Raw genomic sequence first — 17,895 nt, forward strand, 5'->3', positions numbered from 1 at the left:
AAAAAACGTTAAAACACGTATACTTTGCTTTAAAAAACAGTGAAAGTTATAATCAGATTGATAAATGGGAATCAATTTTTTTGTCTTTAATGATAATTTTGATTGGACCGGAAAGGATGGATGATAGATGGAAAGAAAGCAGCAACTTAAAGAAGCTTTTTTTACTCAGGATGAAGAAACCGTTCTAAAAAAAATGGGAACAACTCAAAAAGGACTCACATCTAATGAGGCCGAAAAGCGCATCATAGAATATGGACCAAACGAATTAGATCAAGGGAAAAATAAGAGTATAATCGTTAAATTTCTAGAGCAGTTCAAAGATTTTATGATTCTAGTCTTGTTGGCGGCAGCGCTCATTTCCGCTATTTTTGGAAATATCACGGATGGCATTATTATCTTAGTCGTTGTTGTATTGAATGCGGTATTAGGTGTTTATCAAGAAGCAAAAGCAGAGGAAGCTATTGATGCTTTAAAGAAAATGTCATCTCCGGAAGCAAGAGTTAAGCGAGATGGCAATGTTATTTCTTTAAAAAGTGACCAATTAGTTCCTGGAGATATCTTGTTATTGGAAGCTGGTGATGTAGTAGCGGCTGATCTACGGTTATTTGAAAGTGCTTCACTTAAAATAGAGGAATCTGCATTAACAGGAGAATCAGAAGCGGTAGAAAAAGATGTTACTGTGATCGAAAATGAAAAGGTAGGCATTGGTGAGCGACTAAATATGGCTTTCATGAACAGTAATGTGACTTATGGTCGTGGAGAAGGAGTCGTTGTTGGAACAGGCATGAATACAGAAGTAGGTAAAATTGCAGATATACTGGCAACCTCTGAAGAAACAATGACTCCTTTGCAAGAAAATTTAAACCGTTTAGGAAAATATTTAACCGTTGCAATTTTGATTATTGCGGTAGTGATGTTTGGTGTAGGGATGTACAATGGCCGTGAATGGTTAGATATGTTGTTGACATCGATTTCTTTGGCAGTCGCAGCTATACCGGAAGGACTGCCGGCAATCGTGACTATTATTTTAGCTTTAGGTACACAAAAGATGGCAAAACGCAAAGCACTGATCAGAAATTTACCAGCTGTTGAAACGTTGGGCAGCACTGATATTATTTGCACAGATAAGACAGGGACCTTAACGATGAATAAAATGACTATTGAAAAGGTCTACTTCAATGGAGTGATACAAGATGTTAAAGAAGATATTGATTTAGGGACTCAAGTTGTTCGAGTCATGACCTATAGCAATGATACACAGGTCGCGAATGACGGAACATTGATTGGAGATCCAACAGAAACAGCGATGGTTCAATACGCTATCGATAAAGGAATGAATGTTCAAGAAGAATTATCTAAAGAGCCGCGAATTGCTGAAGTTCCTTTTGATTCAGATCGTAAATTGATGTCAACGATCCATCAGCTGCCGGATGGGAAATTTTTTATTAGTGCAAAAGGAGCGCCGGATGAACTGCTGAAAAGATGTACGCAAATAGACAATAAAGGAAAGATAGCACCATTAGATGAAAAAACTAATCAAACCATTTTAGATACGAATCATGATTTAGCAACTCAAGCTTTAAGAGTGTTGGCGATGGCTTACAAAATCGTAGACCAAATGCCTAAAGATATCACAACGCAAGGAGTCGAACAAAATTTGGTCTTTGCTGGTATGACCGGGATGATCGATCCAGAGAGGGCCGAAGCTAAAGATGCGGTCAGAGTCGCTAAGGAGGCTGGAATCCGTTCGGTCATGATTACGGGAGACCATAGAGATACAGCTGAAGCTATTGCACGCCGATTGGGTATTTTAGCAGAAAACCAACAAGGCGGTGTGCTGACGGGTACCGAATTAAACCAAATTGATGATAATGATTTTGCTTCTAGGGTAAAGGATTATTCTGTTTATGCTAGGGTATCTCCTGAACACAAGGTTCGTATTGTTAAAGCTTGGCAAAAAGCGGGGAAAATCGTGGCTATGACTGGTGACGGTGTCAACGATGCACCTGCGCTTAAAATTGCTGATATTGGCATAGGAATGGGAATCACAGGTACAGAAGTCTCAAAAGGTGCAAGCGATATGGTCTTAGCAGACGACAACTTTTCAACGATCGTCATTTCGGTAGAAGAAGGGCGCAAGGTATTTTCAAATATCCAAAAAGCTATCCAATTCTTATTATCGGCTAACCTAGGAGAAGTTCTGACATTATTTATCGCTACTCTACTAGGATGGAGCATTTTAGCACCCGTTCACATTTTATGGATCAATCTTGTGACCGATACATTTCCAGCAATCGCACTAGGCTTAGAACCAGCAGAAGCAGATGCGATGAAAAAACCACCAAGAGGACGAAAAGCAACGTTCTTTTCAAATGGTGTTTTGCCAAGCTTGATCTACCAAGGGATTTTTGAAGGAATAATCACTTTATTTGTTTACTGGTGGGCAACTAACAACCCAGTGCATGCAAATGATGTAGAGTTGGTCCATGCAGATGCGTTAACCATGGTATTTGCCACATTAGGATTGCTTCAGTTATTCCATGCCTTTAATGTCAAATCGATTAAAAAATCATTGTTCACGGTTGGCTTCTTTAAAAATAAAGCTTTCAACTTAGCAATTCTATTGTCAGCTGCATTATTAAGTGTGGTTATCTTAATACCGGGGTTAAATGATGCGTTTAGTGTATCTCCATTAAATGTTGAACAATGGTTGTTGGTATTTGGAGCAGCTATTTCAATTATTCCTTTAGTGGAAATAGTGAAGTTCTTTATGCGTAAGTTTTCTAATGATGAACAGTAATGAAGGATAAGAAATTGAAATTTTGAAAAAGCATCCCTATATATTTAGGGGTGCTTTTTCTCAAAAAAGTTATTTTTAGTTAAAATTAAATTGTATCAATTGAAAAATCGTGTTATTATTTTTCTAATAGCAAGTACTCGCTTTATCTAAAAAAAGGTTTTAAAGTCTAATTAAGCTTTTTAAAGAAAAGAGGTTGATGCTTATGGGAAAATTATGGTTCCTACCTTTACAGGATGAGAATCCAGTAGTAATGGAAAGAATAAAATATATGATTGCTCTTTTTTTCTCTTTTACGTTAGTCGGATTAGCACTGCACTTCAATACACTTGAAGAAATTTGGCAGGGAAGTCTTAAAATTCTCATTTCTCCAGCTAATCTAGTAACAGATTATTTTGAATTGGCAAATGTTGGCGCAGCATTCATCAATGCAGCATTGATGATCATAAAAAGTCTATTCATTATCCGATCAACAAAAGTTGCATTATCTGGTCCATTACTTGCGGCTATCTTCACGATAGCAGGATTTTCATTGTTTGGTAAAAATTTGTTTAATTCTATCCCAATTATTTTGGGAGTGTTTTTGTACGCTAAATTGACTCGTACTCCGTTTAAGAATTATTTGTTATCTGCTTTATACGGGACGGCTTTAGGGCCATTAGTGAGTGAAGTAGCGTTCAACAGCGGATTCTCATTTTTTACAGGGATTTTTTTAGGATGGATAGCTGGAGCCATTGTTGGTCTTATTTTGCCGCCTTTATCACGTCATTTTGTAAGTTTCCATAAAGGGTTTAGTCTATATAATATAGGGTTTACTGCTGGAATTATTGGTATGGCTTTCATTGCTTTTTTTAGAGCCTACGGAATAGAAGTAGATACGGTTCATTTAGTATCAAGTGGTTACAACCAACCGTTATCCATCTATCTTTATAGTTTATTTTTATTATTGTTTAGTGGCGGACTATACTTTAATAAGAGTTCATTTTCCGGATACGCTGCTTTTTTGAAAGAAGACGGAAAAGGCGGCACAGATTTTATAAAGAATCATGGTTTAGGCTTAACTTTGATAAATATGGCTTTATTAGGTTTTCTGACGACAACGCTTGTTTTAACCGTAAGGGGAGAATTAAACGGTCCAGTTATTGGAGGAATATTTACAGTAGTTGGATTTGGAGCCTATGGAAAGCACGTGAAAAACGTTTTCCCCATTCTGTTAGGAGTATTGATCGTAGGTTGGCTGACATCAGCTGAATTATCAAGTACCAGTTTTTTACTTACGGCTTTATTTGGGACAACTCTAGCACCAGTTAGCGGACACTATGGAGTGATAGCTGGAATTTTGGCAGGTGGTTTGCATATGGTTATCGTAACGAATATAAGTTATTTACATGCGGGTATGAATCTTTACAACAATGGGTTTTCAGGAGGATTTACAGCGGCTATAATCGTTCCTTTATTGGAAGTCGTTTTCTTCCATAAAAAAGAAAGAAAAAATAAAAGTATTGTAAAGCCTTTAATCAATACTGAACCCGTTGAAGACTTAGAAAAAAACAAACAATGATCTGAATAGTATAATTGAAATAATAAAAAATAAAGTTTTCAAACTAATGATCCATCATTAGTTTGAAGACTTTATTTTTTTGCGTTTTTTCTTGATTTCCTTACAAAAGTAAAGTAAACTTTAAGAATCACTGAAAATGCAAGGAATTTCCTCGTTTTTAGGGTAGTTACTTTGGACTGGGCTACTTGAGACCTTTAATCTTATGATGGATCTGTTTTCTTAACGCAATTAAGGAAGCAAAAAAGGGAGGATCATTATGACAAATCTTTATATTGGTATGGTGTTGGTATTATTCATTGCCGTACTTGTTGGATTCTGGCAATTACAAAAAAAACACATAAAATTTTCAACACGTGTTTTTATTGCTTTAGGATCAGGTGTTGTGTTTGGAGCTATATTACAGCTTATCTTTGGAGCTGGCAGTGAGGTCACTACTGGATCGATCGATTGGATCAATATCGTCGGAAATGGCTATGTTAAATTCTTACAAATGTTGATCATGCCACTAATTTTTGTGTCTATTGTAGGAGCATTTACAAAAATTGAAGGGTCAAAAGACCTCGGCAAAATAAGTTTTACAGTATTAGCAACACTTTTAGGAACAACGGCTATTGCCGCATTGATTGGAATATTGAGTGTTATGGTATTTAATTTAGATGGCGCAGAATTTGTACAAGGTACAGCTGAAACGGCACGTATCGAGGAATTAAATATCAGCCAAGAGCAAGTCGCTGATTTAAGTATTCCAGAACAAATTATAGCATTTATCCCTGTAAACTTTTTCGCTGATTTATCAAACTCACGCTCGACAAGTACAATTGCGGTTGTTATTTTCTCTGCTTTTGTTGGAGTAGCCTATTTAGGAGTACACCGTAAAGATCCAGAAGCAGGAGAGTTTTTTGCTAAAATAATTGAAAGTTTGTATGCTATCGTAATGCGCATTGTTACCTTAGTATTGCGATTAACACCCTATGGAATTTTTGCTTTAATGACTAAGGCACTTGCTACAAGTGACTTTAATGCCTTGCTTAGTTTAGGTATGTTTGTTATTGCTTCATACGCAGCTCTTATCGCTATGTTTTTGATCCACATGTTGATATTGATGGGAGTAAAAGTTAACCCCATTCAATACCTTAAAAAGACATTTACGGTACTGAGTTTTGCCTTTACTTCTCGTTCAAGTGCAGGTGCATTACCTTTGAATATTGAAACACAAACAAAATCTTTAGGAGTCGATCAAGCGTCAGCAAACTTCTCTGGAACATTTGGATTATCGATTGGTCAAAATGGGTGTGCAGGTATTTATCCAGCTATGCTGGCAGCTATCGTAGCACCTACTGTAGGAATAGATATTTTTAGTCCTGCTTATATTCTTACTATCTTAGCTGTTGTTACAATCAGTTCATTTGGTGTTGCTGGTGTTGGCGGCGGAGCAACATTTGCTGCGTTGATCGTGCTAGGTGCATTAGATTTACCAGTAGCAATCGTAGGGTTGGTTATTTCTGTAGAACCGCTTATTGATATGGGACGTACATTGTTAAATGTAAATGGCAGTATGATTGCTGGAATCATCTCATCAAAGAGAATTAAGAGCTTTGATGCTAAAATATTAAATGATGATTTAACAGCTATAAAATCAGATATTTAAAGCAATAATAAAGTAAATAAAAAGCGTTCAAGAATACTCTTGTGCGCTTTTTATTTGGATACTGATCCTTTTTCACTACGTATTTAATATGAAAAGGGATTTTGTTTAGGGTTATTGATCAGAGAAGTACCAGATAAGGCTTTTTTTGACTAATAAATTTAATATATTGATTAAATGAGCATAACATATATTTTCATTTGACTAATAAAGAAGGTTTATTGATCTAATGAGTATCAAAAAAGTTTTCGTTTGACTAATAATGCAGACTCAAAGACCTTTTTTTAAATTATTCGTATCTTAAAGCTTCTATTGGATCTAATTTTGCAGCTTTTCGAGCAGGATAAATACCGAAAAAGATTCCTACTGCAGTAGAAAAGAGGAGAACGAGGACGACAGATCCTAAGGTAATAGTAGGGACGATATTTAAAGCACTAGATATTCCATTTGCAAGGAGTATACCCAGGAATAAACCAAGAATTCCACCAATCAGAGTTAGGATGACGGCTTCCATTAGGAATTGGAAAAGAATGGTAGTCGTTGTCGCGCCTAAAGCTTTTCTTGTCCCAATCTCACGTGTTCGTTCGGTTACAGATACCAGCATAATATTCATGACGCCAATCCCGCCTACCAATAAAGCAATCGCCGCGACGGCAGCAATAAAGTTAACAAATAAACCTAAAACTGAATCTACTTGATCAAGAGCTTGTAAGAAGTTAGTTGCTGTATAAAAGTTTTCTCCTACAGTGTCATGTCTTGTTTCTAATAGTCGGACCATACGATTAGAGACCGATTCGATTGCATCCTTATCTGTCACTTGAACCGTCAAATTGTTCATAAGGGGCAGTGTAGGGTTTAACTTTTCTATTGTTGTAAGAGGAAGGGCTAAAAATAAGGGCATTTGGCTTAAGTCGAATGAGCCTTGTAATTCTTTGAAGGTTCCTTCTACAATACCAATAATGGTTAAATTAACGGTGTTTCCGGCACTGCTGAGTAGCTGGATATCCTCACCGATCACATTTTGACGCCCATTGAATAAAGTTGTAGCTGTATCTTCAGTAATCACGACTACTTCTTTTGCATCATCGTAATCATTTTGATTGAAGTAGCGTCCATAGATGAGTGTACTTTCCATTGATCGATTAGTATATTGTAAATCGGTTGTACCGCTGAATGCTACAGCTGTGCGGCTTTCGAAATCTGACTGTACGGTTGTAGTGACCGTATTGTCTGGTGAAATACGCGTGATCTCAGGGATCGATTTTTTTAGTGCGTTGATGTCTGCATCTGTGATCGTTGCATCAGTTGAAGCATTGTCGCTTAGAGATAATGAAATAGTAGAAGCTCCAAAATCATTGAACGTTTTAGTTATTTCTGAGGTAGCACCATTTCCTATTGATAAAATAGCGATAACCGCTGCGATACCTATAATGATTCCCAACATAGTCAAAAGAGAACGTAATTTGTTTGAAAAGATACTATCGACGGCCATTTTGAAATTTTCACGAATAGTCATGCGAAAGCTCCTTTATAGACTGATTTTTGAGGCTGGTCATCCACTAATGCACCATCATTAAATGTGAGGATCCGCTTAGTGTATAAAGATACTTCGGATTCATGGGTGATCATCAGAATTGTTGTTCCTTCAGCATTTAACTCTTGAAAAATACGCATAATGTCGACAGTTGTCTTGGAATCTAGGTTTCCGGTGGGTTCATCTGCCATTAATACAGAAGGGTTATTTACGATTGCTCGGGCAATGGCCACTCGCTGTTTTTGACCACCCGAAATTTCGTTTGGTTTATGCTTGACGCGATCGCTTAAACCGACCCGTTCTAAAGCTTTTAGAGCTCGTTCTTTTCTTTCTTTAGATTTCACACCTGCGTATACTAAAGGTAATTCAACATTTTCTAAAACAGACATACGAGGCATCAAATTAAAGGATTGGAAAATAAAGCCGATCTCTTTGTTGCGAATTTTGGCACTCTCTTTATCATTTAAATCACTTACGTTTTGACCGTTGAGTATATAAGTGCCTGAATCAAAACGATCTAATAGCCCTAAAATATTCATTAACGTCGATTTTCCTGATCCGCTTGGGCCCATTATTGCAGTAAACTCGCCAGCCATTATTTCTAGTGAAACATTATCTAATGCAACTAATGTTTCGTCACCAGTAGTATAAGTTTTAACGATATTTTTTATACTGATCATGTTTGAGCTCCTTTCTATTTACTAGTTACCATGGTGCCGTCACTGATCGTATCATCTGGAGATAAGATGATCGTGTCATCCAACGTTAGACCATCTGTTACTTCTACGTGTGTAGCGGATTGGATACCAGATTCTATCGGTGTATTTATTGCTTTTTCATTTTCAACAACATAAACATATGGTTTATTGTCTTCATCATATAATAGAGCTTCGATTGGAATGGCCAAAACATTGTCTGCAGTGTTTGTTGTCACATCTACATCAATATCGAAACCAACAAATAGGCCTTCAGGCGGTTTATCAAAAGAAACAATAGACTTTAAAACCATAGATGTACTGGTCGGACTTGTCACAGTAGAAGCGGTAGGATCAATATGCGATACAGTACCATTAAATGAATTATCGCCAGTCATTAAGAGGGCAACTTGCCCTTCTTCAATAAGAGCTGCATCTGATTTACTTAAATTGATCGTAACTTGTAAATCGCTCAAGTCAGCGATCGCAACAGCGGGCTCACCATTTTGACTGCTTAAATCGATTTGACCGTTTTTTGCATTAACGATCGTGACTGTTCCATTAAAATCAGCTGTCCGATTTGTTCCATCACTATAAGAAATAAGATTAGCGCCTTCTTCAACGGCATCTCCTACACTTACAGGCACATCTTGAATAAGTCCTTGACCAAAAATAGCTTGTGTTTGAGTAGATTCAATTATTCCAGTTGTACTTAATGTTTCTTTGATCGTCTCTTGCGATACTTTCGCAGTTTGCACAGTGATTGCTTCTTCCTCAGTGTTAGAATTTACAACACTATAAAAAATAAAAGCGATGATGGCAATAGCAATGACAATTCCGATTCCTTTTTTCCAATTCATGGTTTGATACTTCCTTTCTGTATTATCATTAGCAATGGTAAACGTTTTACTAATTATAATGATTCTGGTTTTTATAGTCTAGATTAACGTCTTGTAAACTAAAGTATAAAATCATTATTTTATAAAATTCATTGATCAACTGGTATAATAATAAAAAGTTCAAAGAGGTGTTGGATGATGAAAAAAGAATTATTTGCAATCGGAGATGTTCATGGACAAATTTCATTGTTTAAAAAAATGTTGACTCATTGGAATGAAGAAACACAGCAGCTTCTTTTGATCGGTGATTTAGGCGATCGCGGCGAAAATCCAAAAGATTGTTTTTTATTGGCAAAGATGTTGGTAGAACAAAAAGGAGCAATCTATTTAAAGGGCAATCATGAAGCGATGTTGTTGGCATTTATGAACCACCCAGAAAAAAATTATGGCCTTTATTGTCTAAACGGTGGTATGAAAACTCTTGAAACTTTCTTGCATCCTGGTTTAGACGATGAATACTCACCTACTGAAATTGTGATGATGTTGACTAGTCGTTATCCAACGCTGCAACCATTCCTTGAAACATTGCCTCTGTACTACGAATGGGGAGATTTTTTATTTGTTCATGCTGGTGTTGATTTAACTAAAAGTGACTGGCGCCAAACAGCTGATTATGATTATGTTTGGATCCGTGAGCCCTTTCATAAAGAAAAAAATAATACAGGAAAGACAATTGTATTTGGTCATACGATTACGCCTGCTTTATATGGAGACAATCAAACAACTGATCTATGGATAGAAGATCATAAAATCGGTATAGATGGGGGGGCTGTGTATGGAGGAGCCCTTCATGGTGTTTTATTCAATAAACAAGAACTAGTCAAAGATGTCAAAATAGACAACGCAGGATTTGTTTGGGATGGAAGAGTATAAATGAAAGCAGCTAAAAAGGAAAATTGAAGGAGAGATGAAATGATACTTTTTGAAAATGTTTCTAAAGAATATGAAAAAGGTAAACCGGTTGTGTCAAATATCAATTTGGAAATAGAAGATGGGGAATTTTTTGTGATCATTGGACCAAGTGGAAGTGGGAAAACGACAACACTTAAAATGATCAATCGCCTGATTCCATTAACGTCAGGTTTTATCCGAATAAATGAAAAACCGATCAGCGATTATAACTTGCAAGAATTACGATGGAACATTGGATATGTATTGCAGCAAATCGCTTTGTTCCCAAATATGACGGTTGAAGAAAATATTATGATTGTACCAGAAATGAAAAAATGGTCTAAAGAAGATATCCAAAATAGAGTGACAGAGCTGCTTGATAATGTTGGACTGGATCCAGAAACATACCGAAATCGCAAACCGTCTGAACTTTCAGGTGGAGAGCAGCAGAGAATCGGTGTGATCAGAGCCCTAGCTGCTAATCCGGATATCATTCTAATGGATGAGCCATTTAGTGCGTTAGACCCAATCAGCAAACGTAATTTACAAAATGATGTAGCTAAGTTGCAAAAAAAATTGAATAAGACAGTCGTCTTTGTAACACATGATATTCAAGAGGCACTAGCTTTGGGAGACCGTATCTGTTTGATGAATAAAGGAAAAATAGAACAAATAGGAACACCAAGTGAAATTCAAAAAAACCCTAAAAATGATTTTGTCCGTAAATTTTTACAAACAGGAATCAGTGATTTTAAAAACACCCCAACGATCCAACAGATCCTTACAACCGGAAAGATGGAAATCGTTGAAGCAGTTGAAGAAATAGGACCTTATTTGACAACGGAAGATACAGTTGATACATTAGTTGTTGCTCTAGCTAAGGAAGAGTTTGTTATCATCAAAGAAAAAGAAGGCAATAGGATAGGCAAGATCACAAAACAACAGCTGCTCAATTATTTAGCTCAAGAAATTCATGTTGAAAAAGAAAGAGTGGTGCTATAGTATGAATGAATTTATCGCTACCTTTCAAGAACGTAAAGGTGAATTAGTGACAGCACTGATTGAACATATGCAATTATCATTTGTTTCATTATTTATAGCGGTCGTTATAGCTATTCCGCTAGCAATCTACTTAACTAGACATAAAAAAATGGCAACCGTCATGATACAAATCACCTCTATTTTCCAAACTATCCCGTCACTTGCTCTTTTAGGATTGATGATACCTTTAGTAGGAATAGGAACTTTACCAGCTATTATAGCATTGGTGATTTATGCCCTGTTGCCTATTTTAAGAAATGCATATACCGGAATAATGGAAGTTGATCCATCGTTAAATGAAGCGGCAGACGCAATGGGAATGAATCGATTCAAGAAACTTATTAAAGTACAGATCCCGATTGCTATGCCGGTCATCATGGCGGGGATCCGTACTGCCATGGTGCTGATCATCGGAACTGGTACTATCGCAGCTTTAATTGGAGCCGGTGGACTAGGAAGTCTTATTCTATTAGGGATCGATCGCGGAAATAATTATTTGATTTTATTAGGAGCGATTCCAGCAGCATTACTAGCCATCTTATTTGATTACCTTTTGAGCTTGTTTGAAAAAATCTCTTTCAAGAAAACAGTGATCACATTGGGTATTCTTAGTGTTATTATTTTAAGTTTACTAATTGTACCTTTGTTGGCGAAAGACAAAGAAGAATTGGTCATTGCTGGTAAATTAGGTGCAGAACCTGAAATTATTATGAATATGTATAAATACTTGATTGAAGAAGAAACAGATGTAGCCGTTACGCTGCAGCCGAATATGGGGAAAACAACTTTCGTATTCAACGCATTAGAATCAGGAGATATCGATATTTATACGGAATATACTGGAACGATTTTGGCAACTTTTTTAAATGAAGAAGTGACTTCAACAGATGGACAAGCTGTTTATCAACAAGCTAAGGAAGGTTTGGCGAAGCAGTATGATATGTCTTTGTTGGAACCGATGGCCTTTAATAATACGTATACGCTTGCAGTTACTGCAGAACTAGCAGAAAAATATCAACTTGAAACTATTTCTGATTTGATTCCGATCGCAGATGAAATCAAAGCTGGCTTTACATTAGAATTTTCTGATCGTCAAGATGGGTATTTGGGAATTCAAGAGTTATATGGACTAGCTTTTGGGGATGTTCAAACAATGGAACCAAAACTGCGCTACACAGCTATTGAAACAGGGGATATTAACTTAGTTGATGCTTATTCAACAGACAGTGAACTTGCTCAATATGATCTAGTTGTTTTAGAGGATGATCGCGGCTTATTTCCACCTTATCAAGGAGCTCCTTTAATGCTGACTGAAACGTTGGCAGATTTCCCAGAATTAGATGATATTTTAAACCAATTATCTGGTGAAATTACTGATGCAGAGATGCGGGAAATGAATTATGCTGTAAATGTTGAGGGAAAGAGCACAAGTGAAGTTGCCCAACAATTTTTAACAGAGCAAGGCTTGATAGAAGAATAAAAAGCAGCTAGTATAAAGTTATAAGGGAGAGGTTTATGAAAATTGGTGTATTATCAGATTTGCATATTGATACCAATCAGAAAAAACTAACTGGAGAAGAAACGTTTTCAGAAATTGTTAGTAAACAAATCAGTCAGCAGCAGATCGATTTGATGCTGATTGCTGGCGATATCAGCAGTGATTATTTAGTATCACAACAGTTTCTAGATGAAGTGACCAATAAAAGCGGTATTCCTGTTTTATTTGTCCCAGGGAATCACGACTTTTGGTCGTTAAAAAATGGAGAAACAGATACGAAAAAAATCTACCGATTTTTCAAAAACCAAACGAATAGTTTGTTAAATAAACCGTATATTTTGAATGATGAATGGGCAATTGTTGGAAATGCTGGATGGTATGACCATGGCTACGGAGATCAAACAAAATATACACAAGCAGAATTTAATGAAATGACATTAAGATTTGGGACATGGCAAGACAAGCGTTATGTTCATTGGGGAGAAGAAAATAGGGAGACTGCTCAATGGATGCTGGATAAGATAGAATCAGATCTTCAGTCAGTTGGGAAACGAAAGATCATCTTAATGACGCATGTGGTTACTCATCCAAAATTCGTCGTTTCTTTGCCACATAAAATTTATGACTATTTCAATGCTTTTCTAGGAAGTTCTTCATATGAAAAGCTGTATCAAACATACCCGATCGCTTACAGTATTATGGGACATGTCCATTATAGGAAAACTTTAGTGGACAACCAAGTAAATTACATCTGCGCTTGTTTGGGTGGATCTAAACATTGGCTGACCAAAGATCCAGCAGCAGAAATCAGTAAAGCGATAGTGGTATTTCAATTGCCAGAAAAGTAAAAAGTACGCAAAAAGGGTAAAACCTTTTTGCGTACTTTTTTTTTGAAAAGATAAAATCCTCCTATGCATATGAGAGTGATTTGGATAGCCCGCTATATTTATGGTAAAATAGCTAAGCAAAGTGGAACAAGAGAGGGAGAACTACATGACTGAAACAAATGAATCGATTGTATTAGATTTACTAAAAAACGAATTGAAAAGCTATTCTAAAAAGCAATTAACAACGGTCTTAGACTTACTAGCTGAAGGCAACACTGTCCCTTTTATAGCCCGATACCGCAAAGAAATGACTGGGACTTTGGATGAAGTCCAAATACGCGAAATAGAAGAACGTCATAATTACCTAACGAATTTAGAAAAAAGAAAAAATGATGTTTTAAGAACGATTGAAGAACAAGGGAAATTAACTCCAGAACTTGAAGAAGAAATAAAAAAGGCAGCAAAAATGCAGCTAGTGGAAGATTTGTATCGTCCATTTAAACAAAAACGTCGTACAAAAGCAACGATTGCAAAAGAAAGTGATTTAGAACCATTAGCAGAATGGCTGTTGTCTTTTCCAAACGACAATGTACAAGCGGAAGCAGAAAAGTATATCAATAAAGAGAATAAAGTTGCAACAAGTGAGGATGCATTAACTGGAGCACACGAAATTCTGGCGGAACAAATCGGAGATGAACCTAGATATCGGACTTGGATCCGTGAGTATAGTGCTAAAAATGGGGCTATCACAGCTAAAGTTAAAAAGGTAGAAAAAGATGAAAAAGGAACTTTTGAGATGTATTATGACTACAGTGAACCGTTGTCAAAAGTAGCTTCACATCGTGTTTTAGCCATGAATCGTGGCGAAAAAGAAGATATTCTGAAAATTTCTTTTGTTTTGGATGAAAATAAAATCCATGAGTATTTAGAAAAACAATTGATCAAGCAGCCAAAATCAACAGCTGCACCGCTTATAAAGGCAGCTTACGAAGATAGTTATAAGCGATTTATCGGACCATCGATCGAACGTGAGATCCGTGCTGAATTAACTGAAACAGCAGGAGAACAAGCCATTCATATCTTTGGCGAAAATTTACGCAATTTACTATTGCAAGCACCGCTAAAAGGTAAAATTTTATTAGGTTTGGATCCAGCATACCGCACAGGGTGTAAGTTAGCTGTTATTGATCCTACAGGTAAAGTATTATCGATCGATGTGATTTATCCGCATAAGCCGGCAGGTGTAAACGCACGTGCTGAAGCAGCTGTTAAATTCAAAGAATTAGTTGAGTCTTACCAAGTTGAAATGATTGCAATTGGAAATGGGACCGCTAGTCGTGAATCTGAAACATTTGTTGCTGAAAACTTAAAGGAAATGGGACGACAAGTTTTCTATGTTATTGTAAATGAAGCAGGTGCATCGGTCTATTCAGCCAGTAAAACAGCTCGAGAAGAATTTCCTGATTTACAAGTTGAGCAAAGAAGTGCCGTTAGTATCGCACGTCGTTTGCAAGATCCATTAGCTGAGCTTGTTAAAATCGATCCTAAATCGGTTGGAGTGGGTCAATATCAGCATGATGTTTCTCAAAAAAAATTAGAGGAACGACTTGATTTTGTAGTAGAAACGGCCGTTAACCAAGTTGGGGTAAATGTAAATACTGCCAGTGCACCTTTATTGCAACACGTAGCAGGATTAAATAAAACGACCGCAACGAATGTAGTGGCTTATCGTGAAGAAAATGGCCGGTTTGAGAGCCGTGCTCAATTGAAGAAAGTTTCTCGCTTAGGTCCAAAAGCTTATGAACAAGCAGTCGGGTTCTTGCGCATCATTGGTGGGAAAAATGTATTAGATAACACTGGGATTCATCCTGAAACCTACAAAGAAGCAAAACAAATTATTGAATTAGCAGGATTAGCTTTGTCAGATGTAGGTAGTATGGAAGCCAAAAAAGTTCTAGAAAAAATGGATCTAGCAGTATTAACTGATCAAGTTGGTCTAGGTAAGGAAACGGTAAAAGATATGGTGCAAGCTTTGTCAAAACCTGGCCGTGACTTACGTGATGAATTAGCTGCACCATTGTTGCGCACAGATGTCTTAAGCATGGAAGATCTAATACCAGGTATGGAATTAGAAGGTACTGTCAGAAATGTTGTTGATTTTGGCGCCTTTGTAGACATAGGGGTTAAACAAGACGGGATGGTCCACATTTCTAAACTAAGCAAAGGGTACGTCCAACATCCAACAAATGTTGTTTCAGTCGGAGATGTTGTAACTGTTTGGGTCGATAACGTGGATCTGAAAAAAGGACGAATTGCTCTAACGATGTTGAAACCAAAAGAACAAAAATAGAAATATCTTAGTATAATCATTCAAACATAGAAAGGGGTTGGGATTTTTTCTCAATTCCTTTTTCGTGATGGCTTACATTTGTAGAACAGTTTGCAAACTTGTAAAATAAAACATAAAGAAACTGTTGGAAAAGTGAAAACTAAGATTTAATTAAAAGGAAGAATGTATATGAATCAAGACGAACTACAGGTATTAGTGGAAAAGATATCACGCGATTGCTTTGGGCTGCCTTTTCAGCATCAAGCAGTATTTAATAATCGTTTGCGTACAACAGGGGGACGTTACCATTTAAATTCCCATAATCTAGATTTCAATCCTAAAATTCTTGAAACCTTTGGAACAGGTGAATTTTTAGGAGTGATCAAGCATGAACTTTGCCATTATCATCTGCATTTATTGGGCAAAGGCTTTCAACATAAAGACAAAGAATTTAAATGGTTATTAGCAGAAGTCGGTGGTTCGAGATTTGTAAAATCATTAAACGAGAAGGCTAAACCAGTAAAGAAAAGAATCCTTTATCAATGTCAAGGTTGTTCACAGTTTATCTATCGACAGCGTAAAGTTAATACTCAAAAGTACGTTTGTGGCCAATGCAAAGGAAAGTTAACGCATATTGAGATTTGAAAAATAGGATAGGGAACTTTAAGGGGTGAAGAGAATGGATCAAGAACAAATCATTCAGCAAAAATTAACGTCTATTTTCCCTGCATATGGCAGCCCGATAAAAAAATTAGAAGCTGTTGATAAAACGGAAAAACTTTTCCGAACTTTAACAGGAAGTTTGGCAAAACAAAAATCCAGTTGGTTAAGCGTAAATGCACTCAGCTATGAGAAAAACGATTTTATGACAGAACCACCAGTTTTAGTAAGTAAAGCAGGAAATGTTTTTCCTCTTTGGAAAATGGTATTGGATTTTGAAATGACTTGGTTAAAAAAAAGGACAAAAACAGTTTCTATTCTTGATTATGGTGCAGTGGGAGATGGGAAAAAAGATTGCACAAAATCCTTTGAAAAAGCTATTTCCAAGGGATTTAGACGTGTGGTCATACCTCCTGGAGAATACATTGTTAGAGGGATAGAACTCCCTTCTCATACTGAATTGATCGGAAGCGGCATAAATCAGACCGTTCTTATTTTGCATCAGAATGCTCCAAAAAAAACACGTTTGATCACCAACAAGCATCATTTAAATGGGGATCATCATATTTATATCGAAGGAATGAGTTTAGATTGGAATGTCAAAAGATTGAGCAGCACTGAAAAAACTGCTAGTGGAGGAACTTACTCAAGCGGGATCACGTTAGCTCAAGTAACATATGCCATGATCCGTAATGTCAATATAACTGATCCAGGTTTGCACGGCGTCGATGTTACCGCAACACTTTATAATTACGCAGGAGATGGCCGTAGAGCAAATGGAGGCAGTCGGTATGTTTGGATCGATCAAATAAAAACTAGTGGATTTGGTGATGATGGGATCACCACACACCATAGTGATTATATTTTTATTTCTAATTCTTATGCCCATCATCCTAGTGGCCGTTCGCATAAAAAAGGCTACTCCAATTCAAATGGAATTGAGGTGGATGACGGATCGCAACATGTCACTTTGGTGAATAATCATACAGCTTTTTGTTTTGGAGGAATCGAGATAAAAGCTCATGAAACAAGTTCTGCCGCATCCGATATTCAAATCATTGGTCATCTTTCGGAACATGATAATCGTTCTTACAATTTTAGACACATTGGTCACCATCAAGGAGACGATGCTTATTCCAAAACAGCATTTGGTATACGGGGAACTTTTCTTGCCGCTTGTTATCCACAATTAACAGAGCTTTACACAGCTTCTACCCCAAGAGCATTGGTTATATCAGCCTACCAAAAAGTAGCCATTCACCATTTCTTTGCTGTAACCAAACAAGAGGATCGCTCAGATAAAATCGCCTTATCAATCCAATATCGTGCAGGAGAAGTAGCAATCAAAGAAGTTCGTCTAAAAAATTATGAACAAGCAATAAAATCTGTTCGTATTGGAAAAGAAACCGGTAGAGTATATATGGATTGATATAGGGTAGGATATAGCTAGCCAATATCGTGAAATCTCTATATTTACACTGATTTTATGTTATGATTAACGGGAATAAATTAAAGATA

The 17,895-nt window shown here is 36.7% G+C and carries 13 protein-coding genes; 10 read left to right on the forward strand and 3 right to left on the reverse strand.

The features are described from left to right. The first annotated feature begins 127 nt into the window (after positions 1-127). The 3 genes from BR50_RS06980 to BR50_RS06990 all read left to right on the forward strand — a co-directional run bounded on the left by BR50_RS06980 (position 128) and on the right by BR50_RS06990 (position 6,006). Positions 128-2,800 (forward strand): cation-translocating P-type ATPase, encoded by a 2,673-nt coding sequence (locus BR50_RS06980; protein WP_034547402.1) that lies wholly within the window; start codon positions 128-130, stop codon positions 2,798-2,800. Positions 2,801-3,002: 202 nt separating this feature from the next. Then, positions 3,003-4,358: a DUF1576 domain-containing protein gene (locus BR50_RS06985; protein ID WP_034547404.1), complete on the forward strand. Its 1,356-nt coding sequence runs from the start codon at positions 3,003-3,005 to the stop codon at positions 4,356-4,358. Between the two features lie 256 nt (positions 4,359-4,614). Next, entirely contained in the window at positions 4,615-6,006 is a 1,392-nt protein-coding gene (locus BR50_RS06990; RefSeq protein WP_034547406.1) for an L-cystine transporter, read from the forward strand. Between the two features lie 286 nt (positions 6,007-6,292). On the opposite strand, the gene BR50_RS06995 is transcribed toward BR50_RS06990, so the two are convergent. Genes BR50_RS06995 through BR50_RS07005 form a run of 3 tightly spaced genes read right to left on the reverse strand, consistent with a single transcriptional unit; the run spans position 6,293 to position 9,092 of the window. Next, positions 6,293-7,519, reverse strand: coding sequence for an ABC transporter permease (locus BR50_RS06995; protein WP_034547408.1), 1,227 nt, complete (start codon positions 7,517-7,519; stop codon positions 6,293-6,295). Next, positions 7,516-8,217, reverse strand: a complete 702-nt coding sequence (locus tag BR50_RS07000; protein ID WP_034547410.1) for an ABC transporter ATP-binding protein — start codon at positions 8,215-8,217, stop codon at positions 7,516-7,518. The genes BR50_RS06995 and BR50_RS07000 overlap by 4 nt, the downstream gene beginning before the upstream one ends. A 14-nt stretch (positions 8,218-8,231) precedes the next feature. Then, positions 8,232-9,092 carry an efflux RND transporter periplasmic adaptor subunit gene (locus BR50_RS07005; RefSeq protein WP_034547412.1) on the reverse strand — a complete coding sequence of 287 codons (861 nt, stop codon included), beginning with the start codon at positions 9,090-9,092 and terminating at the stop codon, positions 8,232-8,234. 177 nt (positions 9,093-9,269) lie between these two features. On the opposite strand from BR50_RS07005, the gene BR50_RS07010 reads away from it, so the two are divergent. From BR50_RS07010 to BR50_RS07040, 7 genes are all read left to right on the forward strand, one after another. Then, positions 9,270-10,004 carry a metallophosphoesterase gene (locus BR50_RS07010; RefSeq protein ID WP_034549054.1) on the forward strand — a complete coding sequence of 245 codons (735 nt, stop codon included), beginning with the start codon at positions 9,270-9,272 and terminating at the stop codon, positions 10,002-10,004. A gap of 39 nt (positions 10,005-10,043) precedes the next feature. Further along, complete coding sequence (locus BR50_RS07015; RefSeq protein ID WP_034547414.1) at positions 10,044-11,024, forward strand: ABC transporter ATP-binding protein; 981 nt, start codon at positions 10,044-10,046, stop codon at positions 11,022-11,024. Between the two features lies 1 nt (position 11,025). Beyond that, on the forward strand, positions 11,026-12,543 hold the full coding sequence (locus tag BR50_RS07020; RefSeq protein ID WP_034547416.1) for an ABC transporter permease/substrate-binding protein: 1,518 nt from the start codon (positions 11,026-11,028) through the stop codon (positions 12,541-12,543). 35 nt (positions 12,544-12,578) lie between these two features. After that, positions 12,579-13,409 carry a metallophosphoesterase gene (locus BR50_RS07025; RefSeq protein ID WP_034547419.1) on the forward strand — a complete coding sequence of 277 codons (831 nt, stop codon included), beginning with the start codon at positions 12,579-12,581 and terminating at the stop codon, positions 13,407-13,409. 145 nt (positions 13,410-13,554) lie between these two features. Further along, positions 13,555-15,738 carry a Tex family protein gene (locus tag BR50_RS07030; RefSeq protein WP_034547421.1) on the forward strand — a complete coding sequence of 728 codons (2,184 nt, stop codon included), beginning with the start codon at positions 13,555-13,557 and terminating at the stop codon, positions 15,736-15,738. 168 nt (positions 15,739-15,906) lie between these two features. Next, a complete protein-coding gene (locus BR50_RS07035; protein ID WP_034547423.1) occupies positions 15,907-16,362 on the forward strand; it encodes a SprT family protein in 456 nt (151 codons plus the stop codon). Positions 16,363-16,396: 34 nt separating this feature from the next. Then, positions 16,397-17,806, forward strand: coding sequence for a glycosyl hydrolase family 28-related protein (locus BR50_RS07040; protein ID WP_034547425.1), 1,410 nt, complete (start codon positions 16,397-16,399; stop codon positions 17,804-17,806). The last annotated feature ends 89 nt before the right edge of the window (positions 17,807-17,895 follow it).

The sequence above is a fragment of the Carnobacterium alterfunditum DSM 5972 genome (genome assembly GCF_000744115.1).
Lineage (GTDB): Bacteria > Bacillota > Bacilli > Lactobacillales > Carnobacteriaceae > Carnobacterium_B > Carnobacterium_B alterfunditum.